The organism is Xanthomonas bonasiae, from assembly GCF_014836395.1.
Lineage (GTDB): Bacteria > Pseudomonadota > Gammaproteobacteria > Xanthomonadales > Xanthomonadaceae > Xanthomonas_A > Xanthomonas_A bonasiae.
The window spans coordinates 266,391-286,450 of record NZ_JACSQX010000005.1; the positions used below are offsets into that span (position 1 = coordinate 266,391).

A 20,060-nucleotide genomic window follows, 5' to 3' on the forward strand; every position below is an offset into this window, starting at 1 on the left:
ACGGCCGGAGCAACAGCAACGGCCGGAGCAACAGCAACGGCCGGAGCAACAGCAACGGCCGGAGCAACAGCAACGGCCGGAGCAACAGCAACGGCTTTCGCGCCCTTGGCGCGAGTTACTTTTGTCTTGGCAAAAGTAACCAAAACCGCTGTCGCCGACGCGAGCCGATGCGATAAGGCCGCATCGGTTCCCTGCGCTCCTCGGCGCAAGCGGCACGGCGCCCAAACTCGCTTCGCTCAAACAAGGGCGCCTCTTCGGCCGCTTGCGCCTGCGGTGCTCGGCTCGCTCTAAGGCGAAGACAATCAAAAGCCACAGCAACAGCGACAGCCAAAGCCACAACCACAACCACAACCAAAGGCACAACCATAGCCAAAGCCACAACCACAACCAAAGCCACAGCCACAGCCACAGCAGTGTTGGCTATGCGATGTGGCCGCTGACGATGCTGTGTTTGGTTTCGGTCTGCAGGGTCATTGTGATCGGCAGTGCCTGAAGGCGTTTACGGTTCAGCGTGGCGATCCCACCGCGCCAGCCCGCGCGCGATGCGTGCCACCGCTTCCTGCAACCGCGGCAGGCTCTGCGTGTAGGCGACGCGCACGTGTTGGCGCGCGCGGTGGTGGCCGAAGTCCACGCCCGGGGTGAACGCCACGTGCTCGGTCTCCAGGAAATGCGCGCAGAACGCCTGCGCGTCGTCGGTGAAGGCGCTCACGTCCGCGTACAGGTAGAACGCGCCCTGCGGTTCCACTTCGATGCGGAAGCCTAGCGCGCGCAGCGCCGGCAGCAGGTAGTCGCGGCGCTGGCCGAATTCGGCGCGGCGCGCTTCCAGGATCTGCAGGGTTTCCGGCAGGAAACAGGCCAGCGCCGCATGCTGGGCGATGCTCGAGGCGCTGATGTACAGGTTTTGCGCCAGCTTCTCCAGCGACGGCACCGCCGCGCGCGGCGCCACCAGCCAGCCCAGGCGCCAGCCGGTCATGCCGAAGTACTTGGAGAAGCTATTGAGCACGTAGGCGCTGTCGTCGACCTCGAGCACGCTGGGCGCGTCGATGCCGTAGCTGAGGCCGTGGTAGATCTCGTCGACCACCAGGTGGCCGCCGCGCGCCTGCAGCGCCTGCGCCAGCGCGGCCAGTTCGGCGCGGTCCAGCAGGGTGCCGGTCGGGTTGGCCGGCGAGGCGACCAGTGCGCCGACGCTGTCGGCGTTCCAGTGCGCGTCCAGCAAGGCCGGGGTCAACTGGTAGCGGCTGTCCGGACCGACCGGCACCAGCTGCGCCGCGCCTTCGACCAGGCGCAGGAAATGCCGGTTGCACGGATAGCCGGGGTCGGCCATCAGCCAGTGCTTGCCCGGATCCACCAGCAGCGCGCTGGCCAGCAGCAGCGCGCCGGAGCCGCCGGGGGTGATCATGATCCGCGCCGGGTCCAGGTCCACGTCGTGGCGTTGCCGGTAGAACCCGGCCAGCGCCTCGCGCAGCGCCGGCAATCCGCGGGCGGCGGTGTAGCGGGTGTGGCCGGCCGCGAGCGCGGCCTGGCCGGCGGCGACGATCGGCGCGGCGGTGGTGAAGTCCGGTTCGCCGATCTCCAGGTGGATCACGTCGTGGCCGGCGTGTTCCAGTTCGTTGGCGCGGGCCAGCAGCGCCATCACGTGGAACGGCTCGATGTCGCGGCTGCGTTGGCTGTAGGCGGGCAGCGCGTGCGGCGCGGTACGGGGTTCGGTCGGAAGCGGGTTCATGGCCCGATGATAGAGGAGCGCGGCGCACGAAATCGTTGCGCGCGCTTGCCAGGATGCGGCGTCTCGCGGAGACTCGGCCGGCACCGTGCGGCGCCGCGCCGCATGCCTGCCGTCTCCCGGCCCGGGCGGCGCGTCCTTGCTTGCGTTACTGCCGCCGGAGCCCCATTAGATGCATCATCGTTCCCTGCTAGCGAGCTTTCTGCTGCTCATGACCGCGCCCTTCGCTTCCGCCCTCGCCACTGACGCCACCCCGCCGCATCCGGCCAAGCAGCCGCACACGGTCGCCGCGCCGTTCGGCGCCACCCGCCAGGACGACTACTACTGGCTGCGCGACGACAAGCGCGAGAATCCGCAGATGCTGGCGTATCTCAATGCCGAGAACGCCTACGCCGACCAGGTGCTGAAGCCGCTCAAGCCGCTGGAAGACACGCTGTACAAGGAGATCGTCGGCCGCATCAAGCAGGACGACAGCAGCGTGCCGTACCGCGAGCGCGGCTACTGGTACTACACCCGCTTCGAGAGCGGCAAGGACTACCCGGTGCATGCGCGGCGCAAGGGCAGCATGGAGGCGGCGGAGGAAATCCTGCTCGACGTCAACGCGATGGCCGCGGACAAGGGCTATTTCAGCCTGGGCGATGCGGTGGTCAGCCAGGACAACCGCCTGCTGGCCTGGACCGAGGACGATGTCGGCCGCCGCCAGTACGTGGTGCGCTTCAAGAACCTGGACACCGGCGAGATCTACGCCGACCGCGTGCCGGGCGTGTCGCCGGAGGTGGTCTGGGCCGACGACAACAAGACCTTGTTCTACGTCGAGAACGACCCGGAAACCCTGCTCACCGTGCGCGTCAAGAAGCATGTGCTGGGCACGCCGGCCGCGCAGGACGTCCTGGTCTACGAGGAGAAGGACGACAGTTTCTACATGGGCGTGGGCCGTACCCGCGACGACAAGTACATCGTCATCGGCGTGGAGAGCACGGTGTCCTCCGAGCAGCGCTACGCGCCGGCCGCCGACCCGCAGCGCTTCACCGTGCTGGCGCCGCGCGAGCGCGACGTCGAGTACAGCGCCGACCATTTCGACGGGCGCTGGGTGATCCGCACCAACTGGAAGGCCAAGAACTACGCGCTGATGACCGCGCCCGACGGCGCCACCAAGCGCTCGCAGTGGCAGGCCTGGCTGCCCTACGACGAGAAGGTGTTCATCGACGGCTTCGAGCTGTTCGACGGCTTCACCGCGATCGCCGAGCGTTCCGACGGCCTGGAGCGGATCCGCCTGCACTTCGCCGACGGCAAGGAGGACTACGTCAAGGCCGACGAGCCGGCGTATTCGATGGGCCTGTCGGTCAATCCCGAGCCGGACACGCCGTGGCTGCGCTACAGCTACACCTCGCTGACCACGCCGGCCACCACCTACGAACTCAACACCCGCACCGGCGAGCGCAAGCTGCTCAAGCAGCAGCCGGTGATCGGCTACGACGCCGACAAGTACCAGACCGAGCGCGTGTGGGTGACCGCGCGCGACGGGGTCAAGGTGCCGGTGTCGCTGGTGTACCGGAAGGGCTTCAAGAAGGACGGCACCGCGGCGCTGTACCAGTACGCCTACGGCAGCTACGGCATGTCCACCGATCCCAACTTCAACCTGCCGGTGGTCAGCCTGCTCGACCGCGGCGTGGTCTACGCCATCGCGCATATCCGCGGCGGCCAGGAGATGGGCCGCGACTGGTACGACCAGGGCAAGCTGCTCAACAAGAAGAACACCTTCACCGACTTCATCGACGTCACCCGCGGCCTGGTCAAGCTGGGCTATGCGGCGCCGGACCGCGTCGCCGCGGCCGGCGGCAGCGCCGGCGGCCTGCTGATGGGCGCGGTGGCGAACATGGCGCCGCAGGATTACCGGGTGCTGGTGGCACAGGTGCCGTTCGTCGACGTGGTCACCACCATGCTCGACCCGAGCATTCCGCTGACCACCAACGAATACGACGAGTGGGGCAATCCGGAGCAGAAGCAGTACTACGACTACATGCTCGGCTATTCGCCGTACGACAACGTCACCCGCCAGGCGTATCCGGCGCTGTTCGTCGGCACCGGCCTGTGGGATTCGCAGGTGCAGTACTGGGAGCCGGCGAAGTGGGTGGCCAAGTTGCGCGACGACAACACCGGCACCCGCCCGATCGTGTTCCGGGTCAACATGGAAGCCGGCCACGGCGGCAAGTCCGGGCGCTTCCGCCGCTATCGCGAGCAGGCCGAGTCGTACGCGTTCATGCTCGACCAGCTGGGTGTGGAGCAGGCGGCGAAGTAGCGCCGGCTGGTCTGGCATCCTGTCGCGGCTGAAGCCGCTCCTACAGTGCACCCGGCCGGTGCGCCGCCAGCGTTCTTTAGGACCGGCTTCAGCCACGACGGTTCCCAAGGTCAGCCAGGCTTCCGGCTTGGCTCGTCGCGACTGAAGTCGCTCCCACAGTGGCGTGCGCTCGGCTGGCTGGGTGCACTGTAGGAGCGGCTTCAGCCGCGACCACGAGGTTCCGGAGCCGGCCCGGTTTCCGGCTTCGTTCGTCGCGACCGACGTCGCTCCTGCAAGAGGCCGCTGCGGCGAGTGCCGGTGGGTGCACCGTGGGAGGGACTTCAGTCCCGACGGCATCCAGCTTCGGCCAGCGCGCTGCGTCGTTCCGGGCGCACGAAGCGACGGCGTCCGGCACCGCGAGGTCCGCGTCGCCATCCGGCCGCGGCTTTATCATGCGCCGATGGAACCCCCTTCCCGTTTCCGCTGGGCCTGGTGGCTGCTGGCCTACGTCAGCCTGGCGACGGGCATCGTCGGCATCTTCGTGCCGGGCTTGCCGACCACGGTGTTCGTGCTGATCTCGGCCTATGCCGCCTCGCGCGGCTCCGAGCGCCTGCGCCGGCGGTTGCTGGAGGATCCGCGTTTCGGCGCCAGCATCCGCGACTGGGAAGCGCACGGTGCGGTCAGCCGCCGCGGCAAGTGGATGGCCACGCTGACCATGGCGGTGTGTGCGCTGGTGCTGCTGCTGTTCGTGCACACGCCATGGGTGCAGGTGGTGGCGATCGGCTGCATGAGCTGCGTGGCGCTGTGGCTGTGGCTGCGCCCGGAGCCGCCGCCGCGCGATTGAAGCGGGAGCGCGCGTCTGCATCGGCCCAGGCGTGGCTGCGCCTGGCCGCAGCGTGGCAGGCGGCACAGCCGGTTCATGCCCTTCTGGCTATACTCGGCGCATGAGCACATCGTTCCGTCATCCGATCCGTATCGCCCTGTTCGGCGCCGCCCTGCTGGCGCTGTCCGGGTGCGGCAACAAGGGCCCGCTGGTGATGCCGCAGAAGCCGGTTCCGGTGGAAGCCGCACCGGCCGCCGCGCCCGACGCGACGCCGCCCGCCACCACCGATCCGGCCGGCCAGGCGCAGCCGGTCGATGGCCAGCAGAAGCCGGCCGACGACACCAGCACCACGCCCACCGATGGGAATGAGTGAGGCCAGCGTCGCGGCGCGCCTGCGCTTTTCCAAGATGCAGGGCGCGGGCAACGATTTCGTGGTGCTCGACCTGCGCGACGGCACCCCGCCGCCGGACGCCGCGCTGGCGGTGCGCCTGGCCGACCGCCATTTCGGCGTCGGCTGCGACCAGCTGCTGACCATCGAGGCGCCGCGCACTGCCGAGGCGGTGGCCAGCTACCGGATCTGGAATACCGACGGCAGCCTGGCCGGGCAGTGCGGCAACGGCGCGCGCTGCGTCGCCGCCTGGCTGGTGCGCGACGGCGCCGCCGGCAGCGATCCGTTCGTCATCGACAGTCCGTTCGCTTCGCATCGCATCGAACGCGGCGCCGACGGCCAGTTCGCGGTGGCGATGGGGGTGCCGCGCTTCGCCCCGGAGGACGTGCCGCTGATCGGCTTCCCGCGCATGCGCGAGGAATATGTGCTGCCGCTGCAAGGCGGCAGCGTGCGCTTCGGCGCGGTGTCCATGGGCAATCCGCATGCGGTGCTGGAAGTGGGCCTGGTCGATGCGGCGCCGCTCGAACGGCTGGGGCCGTTGCTGCAGCAGCACGCGTCGTTTCCCGATTCGGTCAACGTCGGCTTCGCCCAGGTGATCGACCGCGGCCATGTGCGCCTGCGCGTGTACGAGCGCGGCGTCGGCGAGACCCTCGCCTGCGGCAGCGGCGCCTGCGCGGCCGCGGCGGTGCTGATCCAGCGCGGCCGCGTGGACCGCGACGTGCGCGTGGTGCTGCCCGGCGGCGAGCTGCGCATCCGCTGGCCGCACGACGCGGCGCCGGTGGTGATGTCCGGGCCGGCCGCATTCGTTTTCGATGGGGAGTGGATCCGATGAGCGAGACCCAGGACAAGATCGGCGCGCACGAAATCGCCGCATGGCTGCGCCGCCATCCGGCGTTCCTGAAACAGTTCCCCGACCTGGCGCTGACCCTGGTGGTGCCGCGCGACGACGGCCCGACCGCGTCGCTGGCGAGCTATCAGCTGGAAGTGCTGCGCGACAAGAACCGCGAGCTGTCGCGGCGCCTGTCCGAGCTGGCCGGCAATGCCCAGGTCAACGAGCGCCTGGCGGTGCGGACCCATCAGCTGACCCTGGCGCTGATGCGGCAGACCAGTGCCGCCGACAGCGTGCGCGCGATGGCCGCGTCGCTGCAGGAGGATTTCCAGGGCGACCTGGTCAGCATCGTGCTGCTGCGGCCATTGCCCGGGCTGGAGCAGGCGCCGTGGCTGCAGATCCTGGCGCAGGACGATCCGCGGCTGGCGCCGTTCCGCGACTGCCTGAAGGACGGCGAGCCGATCTGCGGCCGCCTGCAGCCGGAAAAGCAGGCGCTGCTGTACGCCGAGCGCGTCGAGGACGTGCAGTCCACCGCGCTGCTGCCGTTGCCGGGCGTGGGCCTGCTCGCGGTCGGCAGCCGCGATCCGAACCGCTTCTATCCCGGCATGGGCACCTTGTTCCTGCGCATGATGGGCGAGTCGCTGACGGTGGCGCTGCAGCGCTTCGCATGAAGGGCGGGACGCGGGACGCGGGACTCGGGACCCGGAAAAAGCGGGCCGACGCGCGCGCCGAGACTTCGGCCGACGCAGCCGAATCCCGAATCCCGAGTCCCGAGTCCCGCTTCCTCGCCTATCTGCAGGTCGAACGGCGCATGTCCGCGCACACCCTGGACGCCTACCGCCGCGATCTCGCTGCGCTGGCGGCCTGGGCGGCGGACAATGCCGGGGTCGACATCGCCGCGCTCGGCGCCGAGCAGCTGCGCCATTTCATCGCCGCCGAGCACCGCCGCGGGCTGTCGCCGAAGAGCCTGCAGCGGCGCCTGTCGGCGTGCCGCAGTTTCTATGCGTGGTTGCTCAAGCATGGGCAGATCGCCGCCAGTCCGGCCGCCGCGCTGCGTGCGCCGAAGGCGCCGCGCAAGCTGCCGCAGGTACTGGACGCCGACGAGGCGGTGCGCCTGGTCGAAGTGCCGACCGACGTGCCGCTGGGCCTGCGCGACCGCGCACTGCTGGAACTGTTCTATTCCTCCGGGCTGCGCCTGAGCGAGCTGTGCGCGCTGCGCTGGCGCGACCTGGATTTCGCCAGCGGCCTGGTCCGCGTGCTCGGCAAGGGCAACAAGCAGCGGCTGGTACCGGTCGGCTCGCACGCGCGCAAGGCGCTGCTGGAATGGCAGGCGGAGACCAAGGCGGCGGCCGAGGCGCCGGTGTTTCCGGGCCGCGGCGGCGCGCCGATCGGCGCGCGCGCGGTGCAGATCCGGATCAAGCAGCTGGCCGGGCGCCAGGGCCTGTTCAAGCACGTGCACCCGCACATGCTGCGGCACAGCTTCGCCAGCCACATCCTCGAATCCTCCGGCGACCTGCGCGGCGTGCAGGAGCTGCTCGGCCACGCCGACATCGCCACCACGCAGATCTACACCCACCTGGATTTCCAGCATCTGGCCAAGGTCTACGACGCCGCGCACCCGCGCGCCAAGCGCAAGTCCTGACCGGCCGGAACGGAGACGGCGCGGGCGTCCGTTCGCGCGCTTGTTCTGGATCAAGGCGCGCGCCGCTGCGGGCGGGAACACTGTCCGCCGGAACATGCAGCGAGGCAGGTCGATGGCGAAACCCTTTCCGTTGCAACCCGCACATCCCGAGCGGATCTGTTGGGGGTGCGACCGCTACTGCGCGGCGGCGGACCTGGCATGCGGCAACGGCTCCGGACGCGTCATGCATCCGATCGAGATGCAGGGCGAGGACTGGTACCTGCTGTGGGGCATCGAGCCGGAGCCCGAGCACCCGGGCCGCGCGAAGATCGGCGGCGATCGGCAAACCCATGCTTGAACCGGCCGCGGCATGCCCCCACACCTGAAGAACCGCTCAGGAGGCCGCATGGACCCCAGTCAGAATCCCAACGTTTTCCACGCCACCACGATCCTGTCGGTGCGCCGCAACGGCCATGTCGCCGTGGCCGGCGATGGTCAGGTGACGCTGGGCCACACCGTGATGAAGGGCAATGCGCGCAAGGTGCGCCGGCTCGGCCGCGACGGTCAGGTGCTGGCCGGCTTCGCTGGCGCCGCCGCCGATGCGTTCACCCTGTTCGAACTGTTCGAGGCCAAGCTCGAGAAGCACGGCCAGCTGACCCGCGCAGCGGTGGAACTGGCCAAGGACTGGCGCACCGAACGCCGCCTGGGCAAGCTCGAGGCGTTGCTGGCGGTGGCCGACAAGGAAACCTCGCTGATCATCAGCGGCACCGGCGACGTGATCGAGCCGGAGGACGGCATCATCGCCATCGGCTCCGGCGGCTCCTACGCGCTGTCGGCGGCGCGCGCGCTGCTCGGCCACACCGAACTGGACGCCAAGACCATCGCGGTCGAAGCGCTGAACATCGCCGGCGACATCTGCATCTATACCAATCGCAACGTGGTGGTCGAGGAGCTGTGATTCGGGAGTCGGGATTGGGGATTCGCAAAAGCGCTCCTTTCCCTGTGCTCGGACACGCCTCGATCGTTCCTACTCCGCTCTTACGAATCTCCAATCCCCAATGCCCAATCCCGACACCTCAACCATGACCCCGCGCGAAATCGTGCAGGAGCTGGACCGCCACATCGTCGGCCAGCACGACGCCAAGCGCGCGGTGGCGATCGCGCTGCGCAACCGCTGGCGGCGCATGCAGCTGCCCGATGCGCTGCGCAACGAAGTGATGCCCAAGAACATCCTGATGATCGGCCCCACCGGGGTCGGCAAGACCGAGATCGCGCGGCGCCTGGCGACGCTGGCCAACGCGCCGTTCGTCAAGGTCGAGGCCACCCGCTTCACCGAGGTCGGCTACGTCGGCAAGGACGTGGAGCAGATCGTGCGCGACCTGGCCGACACCGCGGTCAAGCTGTATCGCGAACAGGCCAAGACCCGCGTGCGCACCCAGGCCGAGGAGCGCGCCGAAGACCGCATCCTCGACGCGCTGCTGCCGCGGCGCAGCGCCGGCATCGGCTTCGATCCGGAAGCCGCGCGCAACGAGCCCTCGGCGCAGGACAACGACACCCGCAGCAAGTTCCGGCGCATGCTGCGCGCCGGCGAACTGGACGAGCGCGAGATCGAGCTGGACGTGGCGGTCAACGTCAGCATGGACATCATGACCCCGCCGGGCATGGAAGAAATGGGCCAGCAACTGCGGCAGATGTTCTCCAACCTGGGCGGCAGCAAGTCGCAGTCGCGCAAGCTGACGATCAAGGCGGCGCGGCCGCTGCTGATCGAGGAAGAGGCGGGCAAGCTGGTCAACGAGGAAGACGTGCGCGCCGCGGCGATCGAGGCCTGCGAGCAGCACGGCATCGTGTTCATCGACGAGATCGACAAGGTCGCCAAGCGCGGCGAGGCCGGGTCGTCCGGCGGCGACGTGTCGCGCGAAGGCGTGCAGCGCGACCTGCTGCCGCTGGTCGAAGGCTCCAACGTCAGCACCAAGTACGGCACGGTCAAGACCGACCATATCCTGTTCATCGCGTCGGGCGCGTTCCACCTGGCCAAGCCCAGCGACCTGATCCCGGAGCTGCAGGGCCGCTTCCCGATCCGCGTGGAACTGTCGGCGCTGTCCAAGGACGATTTCATCCGCATCCTCACCGAGCCCAAGGCGGCGCTGAGCAAGCAGTACGAAGCGCTGCTGCTGACCGAAGGCGTGACCCTGAGCTTCACCGAGGATGCGATCGACCGCCTCGCCGAGATCGCGTTCCTGGTCAACGAGCGCCAGGAGAACATCGGCGCGCGGCGCCTGCACACGGTGCTCGAGCGCCTGCTCGATACGTTGAGCTTCGAGGCGCCGGATCGCGACGGCCAGAGCGTCGTCGTCGATGCCGCCTACGTCAACACGCACCTGGGCGAGCTGGTGCAGGATCCGGATCTGAGCCGTTACATCCTGTAACTCCGGCGTGCCGGCTGGGCGCAGGCGAGCCTGCGCCGCAGTGCGCGCAACTGCTTGCTTGCGGTCGGTACAGTTGTGGGAGCGACTTCAGTCGCGACGGTCTTTCCCGGGAAAGCTGCGTCGCGGCTGAAGCCGCTCCTACAGGGTTCGTGGCGGTGCCCCCCCCCCCACGCTCAGTACAGCGGCGTCCCCGCCTGGTACGCAGCCACGAATCCCTGCCAGTCCAGCTGCACCTGCGCCGCATAGTCGAACGCGAACTGGCGCAGTTCCGACTTCAATCCGCTCTTGCTGCTGGCCGCGGCATCGATCTGCTTGTCGATGCTGTAGCTCACCACCGCCGGATCGTAGTCCTGGTCGGACAGCGCGTGCGCCGAGGCCAGCGCCTGGCCCAGGTAGGTGGCGGCGGTGGTCAGCTTGCCGGCGCTGCTCAGCGCGGTCGGGTCCAGGTCTTCCTGGAACGGCGATTTCTCGTGCACGTAGAACGGCACGCCGGCGACGCTGGCGTAGCCGATCAGCACGTCGGCATCCAGGGTCTGCGCCTTGGCGGTGCGCGCCACGCGCTCGCCTTCGTGGTTGTCGTAGCTGGAGGCGGGCATCTGCGACGGCGCGGCGACGGCGACCACGCTGGCCGCTTCCTGCTTCCATTCCAGGATCACGTCGTCGCCGGTCGCGCTGCTCGCGCCTTCGACCAGCACGTACAGGCGCTGCCGGCCCAGGCTGCCGGTGCCCGAGCCGAGCTTCTGGCGCACGTCCTTGATCGTGTAGTAGCTGGTCGCGTAGCGCTTGGATGCCGCGATCGACGCCACATAGCCGTTCATCGCGCTGGCGACCGCCGCGTAGGTGGCGCTGTCCACCGCGACCAGGTTGTCCAGATTCTGGAACGTGCGCTTGCCGCCGCTGACCGCGGTGTATTTGCCGAGCAGGCTGCTGCGGCTCTTGCCGTCGGCGCTGTCGATGGCCTTGGCCACCACGCCGCTGGTGTTGCTCTTGGCCAGCTGGAAACTCTTCTCGGCGTCGCTGCCCTTGAAGTCGCCGATCTTGTCCAGGTAGGCGCCGACCATGGTCTCGATCGCGCTGCCGATGTCGCTGTCGGACAGGCCGTTGTCGCGCCCGGCCAGGACCATGCTCGCCGCCAGCCGGCGCAGGTCCCACACGTACTGGCCGAGATGGCCTTCGTCGAAGTCGGCGACCTTGAACACCGCCTTGCCGCTGCTGTCGCGCGCGGCGTCGAAGTTGCCGATGTGGGTGTCGCCGCCGAGCCAAGTGTAGCCGGTCTGCGGGCTGGTCCACAGCGAGGCCGGCAGGGTCTTCATGTCCTGGTAGAACAGATGGTCGGTGCCGCGATAGAACGCGTAGGCGCTGCCGGCCATCGTCGCCATCTTGGTGTCCAGCTCGGCCTGCTGCGCGGCATAGGGATGGTTGTAGTCGTGGATCTGCTGCACCACCCAGGCGTCGCGCTGGCTTGCGGCGGTGGCGCAGCCGGCGGTGGCGGCGAGGATCAGGCCGATCAGCAGCAGGCGCGGCAGGCGGGTGGGCATCGCAGGTCTCCAGGCGCGGACAGGGCGACCAGTCGAGCATGCCGGCATTGCACGGCGATGAATCCGGGGCCGGGCCGGCCCGGTGCGGGCGTCGCTACAGATAGCGCAGCCAGGCCAGGTCGCGGCGGCGCGCCTTCAGTCGCGCGAACGCCGCCACCGGCCAGTACAGCGCCACGCCCAACACCGCGGCGATCGCCCACAGCGCCGCCACATTGTCCACGCCGAACAATGCGCCGTGGTTCGCGCCCCAATACGCCAGCGCTGCCAGGTACAGCAGCCTCAGCACGTACAGATGCAGCAGGTAGAAGAACATCGGCGCCGCGCCGATCACCGCCAGCGGCGCCAGCGGCGCCAGCGCCCGCGCCAGCCGCGGTTGTTCGTACAGGCGCAGCAACAGCAGGCCCACGCCCAGGGTCAGCAACAGGAACAGCAACGACGGCGGGTACTTGGTCAGGTTGAAGAAGCTCATCGCGGTGTGCGCCACATCGGCCTGGTCGCGCCAGGGCGCATCGCCGTAGCCGTTGTGCCAGCGCAGCAGGTGGAACAGCGCCAGCGCGCCGAGGCCGCAGGCCAGCAGGCGCTGCCGGCGTTGCGCCGGCGCGGTGCCGGCGCCGTACCAGGGGCCGGCCGCATAGCCCAGCGCGATCACCCCGATCCACGGCAGCAACGGATACGAGGTGCGCACGCGCATGTCGCCCAGTTGCAGCCAGCCGCGGTCGTGCAGGACGGCCCAGGCCGTGGCCAGCGGACCGTCGCCGGGCACGTGCACGCCGTCGAGCAGGTTGTGCCCGGCCACCAGCAGCGCGCCGAGCAGCGCCAGCAGCGGCCGCGGCAGCCACAGCAACGCCGCCAGCGCCAGCATGCTCAGCCCGATCGCCCAGATCACCTGCAGGTACAGCACCTGGGGCGGGAACGAGAGGGTCCAGGCGAAGTTGACCAGGGTCAGTTCCAGCACGATCAGGAACAGCCCGCGCTTGAGCAGGAACGCCGCCGCCGCGGTGCGGCCATGCGGCTGCCGCGCCGCGTACAGCCACGCCGACAGCCCGGTCAGGAACACGAACACCGGCGCACACAGGTGCGCCAGCACGCGCGCCACGAACAGCGCCGGGGCGGTGGTTTCCACGTCCACCGGATCGCCGATCGGGTGGTGCAGGTAGAACGTCTCGCGCACGTGGTCGAGCAGCATCAGCGACATCACGGTGCCGCGCAGCAGATCGATCGAGGCCAGGCGCGAGGAGGTGGGGGAAAGAGCGGGGGAAGCGGAAGACATGCGCTGCGGTTCGTGCCAGTATTGAAATAATATAACATTTCTTTTTGGGTGCTTCGCTCCATGCCGCCACGTTCGCCGCAGTCGCTGTCCTTCGTCGCCGCCTTGCTGGCCGGCCTGAGTGCCGGTCCGGCCGATGCCGATGCGGTGCTCGACGCCGCGTCCGAGCCCGCCGAACTGGACACGGTGCGCGTGGTCGGGCGCCGCGATTCGGGCACCTACTACGCCGATGCCACCCAGGGCAGCAAGACCGAGCTGAGCCTGCGCCAGCTGCCGCAATCGGTGCGGGTGCTGCCGCGGCAGGCGATCGACGACCTCGGTGCGACACATCTGGACGGCACCCTGGACTACGTCGGCGGCATCTCGCGGCAGAACGGCTTCGGCGGGCTGTGGGACAACTTCGCGGTGCGCGGCCTGCCCGGCAACGAGAACACCGGCAGCGCGACCCTGCTCAACGGCCTGGCCGGCAACCGCGGCTACAACGCGCCGCGCGACACCGCCAACATCGAGGCGATCGAGTTCCTGAAAGGGCCGGCCGCCGCGCTGTACGGCAGCAGCGAGCCCGGCGGCACGCTCAACATCGTCACCAAGCTGCCGCAGTGGCGGCCGGCGACCGCGCTGGAACTGTCCGCCGGCAGCCACGACGCCTACCGCGTCGCGGCCGACAGCACCGGGCCGCTGGGCGACAGCGTCGCCTACCGGCTCAACCTCGCCGCCGAGGACAGGCACAGCTTCCGCGACGTCGTGCGCACGCAGCGCCGTTTCCTCGCGCCGGCGCTGACCTGGCGGCTGGGCGAGGCCACCACGCTGGACTACAACGGCGAATGGCTGCGCCACCGCGCGCCGCTGGACCGCGGCGTGGTCGCGGTGCGCGGCAACCTGCGCGCGCTGCCGCGTTCGCGCTTCCTCGGCGAGCCGGGCGATGGCGACGTGCAGGTCGAGAACCGCAATCACCAGCTGCTGCTGCGGCACGCGTTCTCCGACACATGGAGCGGGCTGCTCGCCGCGTCGCGGCGCGACGCCAGCCTGCGCGGCTACTCCACCGAACCCAGCGCGGTGCAGGCCGATGCGCGCACGCTGTGGCGGCAGCGGCGCTGGCGCGACTTCGCCTCGCGCGACAGCGCGCTGCAGGCCGAACTGCGCGGCCAGGTGCGCAGCGGGGCTTGGCGCCACGACCTGCTGGTCGGCATGGAGGCCTACGACTTCGTGCTCGATCAACGCATGCTGCGAGTCCGCCCCAGCGCCGCCGCACCGGATGCGCTGGACCTGTTCGCGCCGGTCTACGGCCAGGCGCCGCCGACGCCGCTGCCGTTCGTCGATACCCACGAGCGCCAGCGCAACCTGGCGCTGTACCTGCAGGATGCGGTGGCGTTGAACGCGCAGTGGACGCTGCTGCTCGGCCTGCGCCACGACCGCTACCGGCAGGCGCTGGAGGATCGCCGCAGCGGCGGCCGCTACGCGCAGACCCCGGCCAGGACCACGCCGCGCATCGGGCTGAGCTATGCGCCGGGCGAGCAGTGGTCGTGGTACGTCAATGCGGGGCGTTCGTTTCGCCCCAACAACGGCTCCGACGTCTGGTACGGCACCGGCACCAGCACCACCCCGGCGCCGGAGAGCGGCCGCGCGCTGGAGCTGGGCGGCAAGTGGCAGGCGCGCGACGGACGCCTCGGCGGCACGCTGGCGCTGTACGAGATCGTCAAGGACAACGTGCTCACCGGCGATCCGCTCAATCCGGGCAACCAGATCGCCGCCGGCCGCGTGCGCAGCCGCGGCGCCGAGGCCGATCTGTCCGGCCAACTGAGCGCGCACTGGCGGCTCAACGCCAGCGCGTCGTGGAACCGGGTGCAGGTGCTGCGCGACAACACGCTGCAGGTCGGCGGCAGCCTGATCAACGTGCCCAAGCTCAACGGCAGCGTGCTGGCGGTGCACGAGACGCCGCTGCCCGGCGGTGGCCTGCTCGGCCTCGGCGGCGGCATCACCCATACCGGTGCGCGGCTGGCGTCGGCCTACACCCAGGCGCAGGCCGACGCCGGTATCGCACCGGCGCGGTTGCCGGCCTACACCGTGGCCAAGCTGCTGGCGTACTGGCGCATCGACGACCGGCTGCGCGTGTCGCTGGACGTGGACAACGTGTTCGACCGGACCTACTACACCAGTTCGGTCGCGGCGACGCCGTGGGTGGCGGTGGGCGCGGCGCGCACGGTCAGCGCCGGCGTGCAGTACCGGTTCTGAGCGCGGCGGCGCTTCAGTCCTCGCCGATGTCCTCGTTCCACACGTCCGGATTGGCCGCGATGTAGCCGCCGAGCAGGTCGATGCATTCCTGGCTGTGCAGGTCGATCACGGTGACCCCGCTGTCGCGCAGCCAGTCGATGCCGCCCTGGAAGGTCACCGATTCGCCGACCACCACGGTGCCGATGTTGAACTGCCGCACCAGGCCGCTGCAGTACCAGCACGGCGCCAGCGTGGTGACCATGATGGTGTCCTTGTAGCGGCGCTGGCGCCCGGCCTTGCGGAACGCATCGGTCTCGCCGTGCACCGACGGGTCGCCTTCCTGCACGCGGCGGTTGTGGCCGCAGCCGAGCAGGCGGCCGTCGTTGTGGTACAGCGCCGCGCCGATCGGGATGCCGCCTTCGGCCAGGCCCTGGCGGGCCTCGGCGATGGCGGTGTCGAGCAGGGCGCGGTAGTCGGGCGTGGCGATCATCGGATGCGTTCCTTGGCGGGAGAGCGCCATAGTGCGCATGGCGGCGCGGGCTGTCATCACCGCAAGCCGGGCGTGGGGCAGGGCGCCTGCGGCGGCGGCGTCGTTGCGAGCGCCGGCCCGCGCGCCGCATCAGCGTTCCGGTGGCGCGCGCATGCGGCTTTACTTACCGCGCGAATGGGTCTATGAACGCTCTACCCCCATCCCCCGCATCACCGGCTCGGCGCAGGCCTGGCTGCAGAAACGCTGTTGTCCGATTGCAGGAGACACGCGATGCGCACCACGATGTGGAAAGGGCTCGGCGGGCTGGCCGTGGCCGCGGCAGGGGTGGCGACCGGCGCGCAGGCGCAGGCCCAGGACCAGGAAAAGGCGCAGGGACTGCAATGGAGCGACGGCGCGGCCAGCGCCTCGCTCTACGGCACGCTGGATATCGGCTACGTCGGCCGCCGCGGCGGCAACGGCGCGGTTGCCGACATGGGCACCCAGAACGACCTGCAGAGCGCCGCCGGTTCCGACGGCAGCAATGTCGGCCTCAAGCTCGGCTACGACCTGGGCAACGGCACCCGCCTGATCGGCGAGGTCGAGGTCGGCGTGGACCTGACCGGCGACAAGGACGCCGGCAGCGGCGGCGATACGTTCTACACCCGGCATGCCTGGCTGGGCGCGACCGGCGGCTGGGGGACGCTGCTCGGCGGCACCGTCGACGGCGGGCGCGCCACGGTTCTCAAGCAGTACGATCCGTTCAAGGGCCGGTCGGTCGCCAGCGCCGGCTCCCTGCAGGTGGTGGTGTCCCGGGCCAAGGACGCGGTGGTCTACGTCACTCCCACCTGGCGAGGCCTCAACGCCACCTTCGCCTATACGCCGAATCTGCTCGGCGTCAGCGACCGCGACAGCCGCAGTCCGCTGTATGCGGTGATCCTGGCCTACAGCAACGGACCGCTGAGCCTGGGCTACGACCACGAAGAGGAATGGTGGAACGACGTGCCCGGCCTGACCCGGCTCAGGATCAACCTGTTTGGGGCCAGCTACGACGCCGGCCCGATCAAGCTGTACGGGTTCTACGAACGCATCGACATCCAGCAGCCGTTCGACGTCGCCGCGCTCGGCTTCTATCACGAGCACAAGGGCTATCTGCTGGGCTTCACCGCGCCGATGGGCGCCAACGGCCTGTGGAAGGCGGCCTGGAGCCGGCGCGATTCGTCCTACGTGGACAACACCTGCAACAAGTGGGGCGTGGGCTACCAGCACGCGCTGTCGCCCAAGGCCTATCTCTACGCCGACTACGCGCGGATCGACAACGGCGCCGGCGGCACTTGCACGATCGCCTACAGCAACGAGCAGACCTCGGCCGACCTCGGCCAGGGCGACGCGGGCGGCTACGGCATCGAGGGCGTGGACGTCGGCCTGGTGCTGAAGTTCTGAGGGTCGCGCCCAGCGGCCGCGCGCGCGCCGGGCGGCGGCCGCGTAGCCGGCGGGCCGGGTCGGTCGGCGCAGCGGCGGCTGCGACCGGACGCCGCAGACCATGACGGCGCCAGCAGTGCGATAATCCCCGCCATGAGCGAATCCCCCTACAAGTCCGGCACCACCCATTTCGGCTTCCGCGACGTCGCCGCCAAGGACAAGCAGAAGCTGGTCGGCGAGGTGTTCACCTCGGTCGCCGGCAACTACGACCTGATGAACGACCTGATGAGCCTGGGCATCCACCGGGCCTGGAAGCGCTATTTCGTGGCCACCGCGCAGGTCAAGCCGGGCGACCGCGTGCTCGACCTGGCCGGCGGCACCGGCGACATCGCCGCGCTGCTGAAGGAGCGGGTCGGCGACGACGGCGCGGTGGTCCTGGGCGACATCAACGCCGGCATGCTGTCGGTGGGCCGCGACCGGCTGACCAACCGCGGCCTGGTCGCGGGCCTGGACTACGTGCAGTGCAACGCCGAGGCGCTGCCGTTCCCGGACCAGAGCTTCGACCTGGTCACCATCGCCTTCGGCCTGCGCAACGTCACCGACAAGGACGCGGCGCTGCGCGAGATGTACCGGGTGCTGAAGGTCGGCGGACAGGCGCGGGTGCTGGAGTTTTCCGAGGTCACCGCCGACTGGTTCAAGCCGATCTACGACTTCCATTCGTTCAAGATCCTGCCGCGCCTGGGCAAGCTGTTCGCCAAGGATGCCGACAGCTACCAGTACCTGGCCGAGAGCATCCGCAAGCATCCGCCGCAGGACGCGCTGAAGGGCATGATGGCCGAGGCCGGCTTCGCCCGCAGCCACTACAAGAACCTGACCGGCGGCATCGTCGCGATCCATTCGGGCTACAAGATCTGACGGCCGGGATTGGGCATTCGGGATTCGGGATTCGCAACAGCAGCGCACGCTTTTACGAATCCCCAATCCCCAATCCCCAATCCCGGCTGTCAAGGTAAACTTCCGGTTTCCCCGAACCGGTGCTGTCCGCCATGCGTTCCCCGTTCCTGTTGTTGTCCCTGGCCGCGGTCATCGCGACCGGTTGTTCCCGCCAAGCGCCCACCGAGGCCGCCGCTCCCGCCGCCAAGCCCGCGCCCGCCGCCGTGAAACCCGCCGACCGCAGCCACGACGAAAGCTCCTACGCCGAGCCGGGCAAGGTCGTGATCAAGGACCTGGCGCTGGACCTGAAGCTGGATTTCGACAGCAAGCAGATCGGCGGCACCGCCACCTACACGCTGGACTGGAAGGACAAGAGCGCCAAGCAGCTGCTGCTGGACACGCGCGAGCTGACCATCGAGAACGTGCAGGGCGACGACGGCAAGGGCAACCTGGCGCCGCTGCAGTACGCGCTGGCGCCGGCCGACAAGATCTACGGCAGCAAGCTGACCATCGAAGCGCCGAACCAGCCGCAGAAGGTCACCATCGCCTACCACACCGCCGCGACCGCCTCGGGCCTGCAGTGGCTGGCGCCGTCGATGACCGAGGGCAAGAAACTGCCCTTCATGTTCAGCCAGTCGCAGGCGATCCACGCGCGCAGCTGGGTACCGCTGCAGGACACGCCGAGCGTGCGCTTCACCTACAGCGCGCACGTCGTGTCGCGTCCGGACGTGATGGTGCTGATGAGCGCCGACAACGACCCGAAGGCGGCGCGCGACGGCGACTACACCTTCAAGATGCCGCAGCCGATCCCGTCCTACCTGCTGGCCATCGCCGCCGGCGACCTGGTGTTCAAGCCGATCTCCGAGCGTTCGGGCGTGTGGGCCGAGCCGACCATGGCCGACAAGGCGGCCAAGGAGTTCGAGGACACCGAGAAGATGATCGTCGCCGCCGAGACGCTGTACGGTCCGTACCGCTGGGGCCGCTACGACATGCTGGTGCTGCCGCCGTCGTTCCCGTTCGGCGGCATGGAGAACCCGCGCCTGACCTTCGCCACCCCGACCGTGATCGTCGGCGACAAGTCGCTGGTGTCGCTGATCGCGCACGAGCTGGCGCATAGCTGGTCCGGCAACCTGGTGACCAACGCCAGCTGGAAGGACATCTGGCTCAACGAAGGCTTCACCACCTACGTGCAGGCGCGCATCACCGAAGCGCTGTACGGCGCCGAAGCGGCGGAGATGGAGCGCGAGATCGACCAGACCGACCTGCTCGCCGAGGTCAAGGACATGAGCCCGGCCGACCAGGCGCTGGCGCTGCCGGCGCTGACCGAGCGCGATCCGGACGATGCGCTGAGCCAGGTCGCCTACGTCAAGGGCGCCTGGTTCCTGCAGTTCCTGGAGCAGCGCTTCGGCCGCGCCACCTTCGATGCGTTCCTGCGCGGCTGGTTCGACGACCACGCGTTCCAGAGCGCCAACACCGACCAGTTCGTCGCGTATCTGAAGAAGAACCTGCTGGCCAAGAAGCCCGATGCGGTCAGCGAGGCCGAACTGCACGCGTGGCTGGACGAGCCGGGCATCCCGGCGTTCGCGCAGAAGGCGCGTTCGCGCAACTTCGCGATGGTCGATACCGCGCGCATCGCCTGGGCCGGCAGCGGCACCCTGCCGGGCAAGCAGGTCACCGACGCCTGGAGCACGCAGGAGTGGACGCGCTTCCTCAGCGGCCTGGGCGCCACGTTGAAGCCCGAGCAGCTCAAGCAGCTCGACGCCGCCTACCACTTCACCGGCACCGCGAACGGCGAGATCGCCATGCGCTGGTATCCGCTGGCGATCCGCAGCGGCTACGTCGACGCGCGCCCGGCCGCCGGCGAGTTCATCGCCCGCGTCGGCCGCCGCAAGCTGATCCTGCCGATCTACGCCGAACTGGTGAAGACCCCGGACGGCCTGGCCTTCGCCAAGCAGGTCTTCGCCCAGGCCAAGCCCGGCTACCACCCGATCACCACGGTGTCGGTGGAGGACATGCTGGCCAAGGCCGACAAGGGCGCCGCCGCGCACTGAGGCGGCGCTGCGTGCGAACGCACGGCACGGATCGCGGCGCCGGGAGCAGTCCCGGCGCCGTTTTCGTTTTCGTTTGCGCAACGGCGA

At 69.4% G+C, this 20,060-nt stretch carries 17 protein-coding genes; 13 read left to right on the forward strand and 4 right to left on the reverse strand.

The genetic code is table 11. The features are described 5' to 3' along the window. Positions 1–499: 499 nt before the first annotated feature. On the reverse strand, positions 500–1,723 hold the full coding sequence (locus H9658_RS09980) for a pyridoxal phosphate-dependent aminotransferase (RefSeq protein WP_191825225.1): 1,224 nt from the start codon (positions 1,721–1,723) through the stop codon (positions 500–502). 208 nt (positions 1,724–1,931) lie between these two features. On the opposite strand from H9658_RS09980, the gene H9658_RS09985 reads away from it, so the two are divergent. The 9 genes from H9658_RS09985 (at position 1,932) to hslU (ending at position 10,085) form a co-directional block, all read left to right on the forward strand. Continuing rightward, a complete protein-coding gene (locus H9658_RS09985) occupies positions 1,932–4,019 on the forward strand; it encodes a S9 family peptidase (RefSeq protein ID WP_191825330.1) in 2,088 nt (695 codons plus the stop codon). Between the two features lie 439 nt (positions 4,020–4,458). Continuing rightward, a complete protein-coding gene (locus H9658_RS09990; RefSeq protein ID WP_179567427.1) occupies positions 4,459–4,842 on the forward strand; it encodes a YbaN family protein in 384 nt (127 codons plus the stop codon). A 100-nt stretch (positions 4,843–4,942) separates the two neighbouring features. Further along, positions 4,943–5,194, forward strand: coding sequence for an LPS translocon maturation chaperone LptM (gene lptM / locus H9658_RS09995; protein ID WP_179567425.1), 252 nt, complete (start codon positions 4,943–4,945; stop codon positions 5,192–5,194). Beyond that, positions 5,187–6,041 carry a diaminopimelate epimerase gene (gene dapF / locus H9658_RS10000; RefSeq protein WP_179567423.1) on the forward strand — a complete coding sequence of 285 codons (855 nt, stop codon included), beginning with the start codon at positions 5,187–5,189 and terminating at the stop codon, positions 6,039–6,041. Before lptM ends, dapF begins: the two co-directional genes overlap by 8 nt. Further along, the gene (locus H9658_RS10005) at positions 6,038–6,709 is read left to right on the forward strand and encodes a DUF484 family protein (protein WP_179567421.1); all 672 of its coding nucleotides are present in this window, start codon (positions 6,038–6,040) and stop codon (positions 6,707–6,709) included. The genes dapF and H9658_RS10005 overlap by 4 nt, the downstream gene beginning before the upstream one ends. Beyond that, positions 6,706–7,680, forward strand: a complete 975-nt coding sequence (gene xerC, locus H9658_RS10010) for a tyrosine recombinase XerC (RefSeq protein WP_225209869.1) — start codon at positions 6,706–6,708, stop codon at positions 7,678–7,680. Before H9658_RS10005 ends, xerC begins: the two co-directional genes overlap by 4 nt. 40 nt (positions 7,681–7,720) lie before the next feature. Next, positions 7,721–8,017 carry a DUF3079 domain-containing protein gene (locus H9658_RS10015; protein ID WP_225209870.1) on the forward strand — a complete coding sequence of 99 codons (297 nt, stop codon included), beginning with the start codon at positions 7,721–7,723 and terminating at the stop codon, positions 8,015–8,017. A 48-nt stretch (positions 8,018–8,065) separates the two neighbouring features. Beyond that, entirely contained in the window at positions 8,066–8,617 is a 552-nt protein-coding gene (hslV, locus tag H9658_RS10020) for an ATP-dependent protease subunit HslV (protein WP_003465879.1), read from the forward strand. Positions 8,618–8,717: 100 nt separating this feature from the next. Next, entirely contained in the window at positions 8,718–10,085 is a 1,368-nt protein-coding gene (hslU, locus tag H9658_RS10025; RefSeq protein ID WP_179567417.1) for an ATP-dependent protease ATPase subunit HslU, read from the forward strand. A gap of 173 nt (positions 10,086–10,258) precedes the next feature. On the opposite strand, the gene H9658_RS10030 is transcribed toward hslU, so the two are convergent. Both H9658_RS10030 and H9658_RS10035 read right to left on the reverse strand, forming a co-directional pair. Next, on the reverse strand, positions 10,259–11,623 hold the full coding sequence (locus H9658_RS10030) for a DUF2252 domain-containing protein (RefSeq protein ID WP_191825227.1): 1,365 nt from the start codon (positions 11,621–11,623) through the stop codon (positions 10,259–10,261). 94 nt (positions 11,624–11,717) lie between these two features. Further along, positions 11,718–12,893, reverse strand: coding sequence for a DUF1624 domain-containing protein (locus H9658_RS10035; protein ID WP_191825228.1), 1,176 nt, complete (start codon positions 12,891–12,893; stop codon positions 11,718–11,720). 60 nt (positions 12,894–12,953) lie between these two features. Between H9658_RS10035 and H9658_RS10040 the strand changes: the two genes are divergently transcribed. Beyond that, a complete protein-coding gene (locus H9658_RS10040) occupies positions 12,954–15,122 on the forward strand; it encodes a TonB-dependent siderophore receptor (protein ID WP_191825229.1) in 2,169 nt (722 codons plus the stop codon). 13 nt (positions 15,123–15,135) lie between these two features. Here H9658_RS10040 and H9658_RS10045 read toward each other — a convergent pair whose 3' ends face one another. Next, the gene (locus H9658_RS10045) at positions 15,136–15,591 is read right to left on the reverse strand and encodes a nucleoside deaminase (RefSeq protein WP_179567409.1); all 456 of its coding nucleotides are present in this window, start codon (positions 15,589–15,591) and stop codon (positions 15,136–15,138) included. A 270-nt stretch (positions 15,592–15,861) separates the two neighbouring features. On the opposite strand from H9658_RS10045, the gene H9658_RS10050 reads away from it, so the two are divergent. From H9658_RS10050 to H9658_RS10060, 3 genes are all read left to right on the forward strand, one after another. After that, positions 15,862–17,010, forward strand: a complete 1,149-nt coding sequence (locus tag H9658_RS10050; protein ID WP_191825230.1) for a porin — start codon at positions 15,862–15,864, stop codon at positions 17,008–17,010. A gap of 132 nt (positions 17,011–17,142) precedes the next feature. Further along, entirely contained in the window at positions 17,143–17,904 is a 762-nt protein-coding gene (ubiE, locus tag H9658_RS10055; RefSeq protein WP_179567405.1) for a bifunctional demethylmenaquinone methyltransferase/2-methoxy-6-polyprenyl-1,4-benzoquinol methylase UbiE, read from the forward strand. Between the two features lie 131 nt (positions 17,905–18,035). After that, positions 18,036–19,973, forward strand: coding sequence for a M1 family metallopeptidase (locus tag H9658_RS10060; protein WP_191825231.1), 1,938 nt, complete (start codon positions 18,036–18,038; stop codon positions 19,971–19,973). Positions 19,974–20,060 lie beyond the last annotated feature (87 nt).

Excerpts from the sequence above, each read along its gene's own strand:
- H9658_RS09980 (WP_191825225.1), bottom strand. The coding sequence starts at position 1,723 with ATGAACCCGCTTCCGACCGAACCCCGTACCGCGCCGCACGCGCTGCCC.
- H9658_RS09985 (WP_191825330.1), top strand. The coding sequence starts at position 1,932 with ATGACCGCGCCCTTCGCTTCCGCCCTCGCCACTGACGCCACCCCGCCG.
- H9658_RS09990 (WP_179567427.1), top strand. The coding sequence starts at position 4,459 with ATGGAACCCCCTTCCCGTTTCCGCTGGGCCTGGTGGCTGCTGGCCTAC.
- lptM (WP_179567425.1), top strand. The coding sequence starts at position 4,943 with ATGAGCACATCGTTCCGTCATCCGATCCGTATCGCCCTGTTCGGCGCC.
- dapF (WP_179567423.1), top strand. The coding sequence starts at position 5,187 with ATGAGTGAGGCCAGCGTCGCGGCGCGCCTGCGCTTTTCCAAGATGCAG.
- H9658_RS10005 (WP_179567421.1), top strand. The coding sequence starts at position 6,038 with ATGAGCGAGACCCAGGACAAGATCGGCGCGCACGAAATCGCCGCATGG.
- xerC (WP_225209869.1), top strand. The coding sequence starts at position 6,706 with ATGAAGGGCGGGACGCGGGACGCGGGACTCGGGACCCGGAAAAAGCGG.
- hslV (WP_003465879.1), top strand. The coding sequence starts at position 8,066 with ATGGACCCCAGTCAGAATCCCAACGTTTTCCACGCCACCACGATCCTG.
- hslU (WP_179567417.1), top strand. The coding sequence starts at position 8,718 with ATGCCCAATCCCGACACCTCAACCATGACCCCGCGCGAAATCGTGCAG.
- H9658_RS10030 (WP_191825227.1), bottom strand. The coding sequence starts at position 11,623 with ATGCCCACCCGCCTGCCGCGCCTGCTGCTGATCGGCCTGATCCTCGCC.
- H9658_RS10035 (WP_191825228.1), bottom strand. The coding sequence starts at position 12,893 with ATGTCTTCCGCTTCCCCCGCTCTTTCCCCCACCTCCTCGCGCCTGGCC.
- H9658_RS10040 (WP_191825229.1), top strand. The coding sequence starts at position 12,954 with ATGCCGCCACGTTCGCCGCAGTCGCTGTCCTTCGTCGCCGCCTTGCTG.
- H9658_RS10045 (WP_179567409.1), bottom strand. The coding sequence starts at position 15,591 with ATGATCGCCACGCCCGACTACCGCGCCCTGCTCGACACCGCCATCGCC.
- H9658_RS10050 (WP_191825230.1), top strand. The coding sequence starts at position 15,862 with ATGCGCACCACGATGTGGAAAGGGCTCGGCGGGCTGGCCGTGGCCGCG.
- ubiE (WP_179567405.1), top strand. The coding sequence starts at position 17,143 with ATGAGCGAATCCCCCTACAAGTCCGGCACCACCCATTTCGGCTTCCGC.
- H9658_RS10060 (WP_191825231.1), top strand. The coding sequence starts at position 18,036 with ATGCGTTCCCCGTTCCTGTTGTTGTCCCTGGCCGCGGTCATCGCGACC.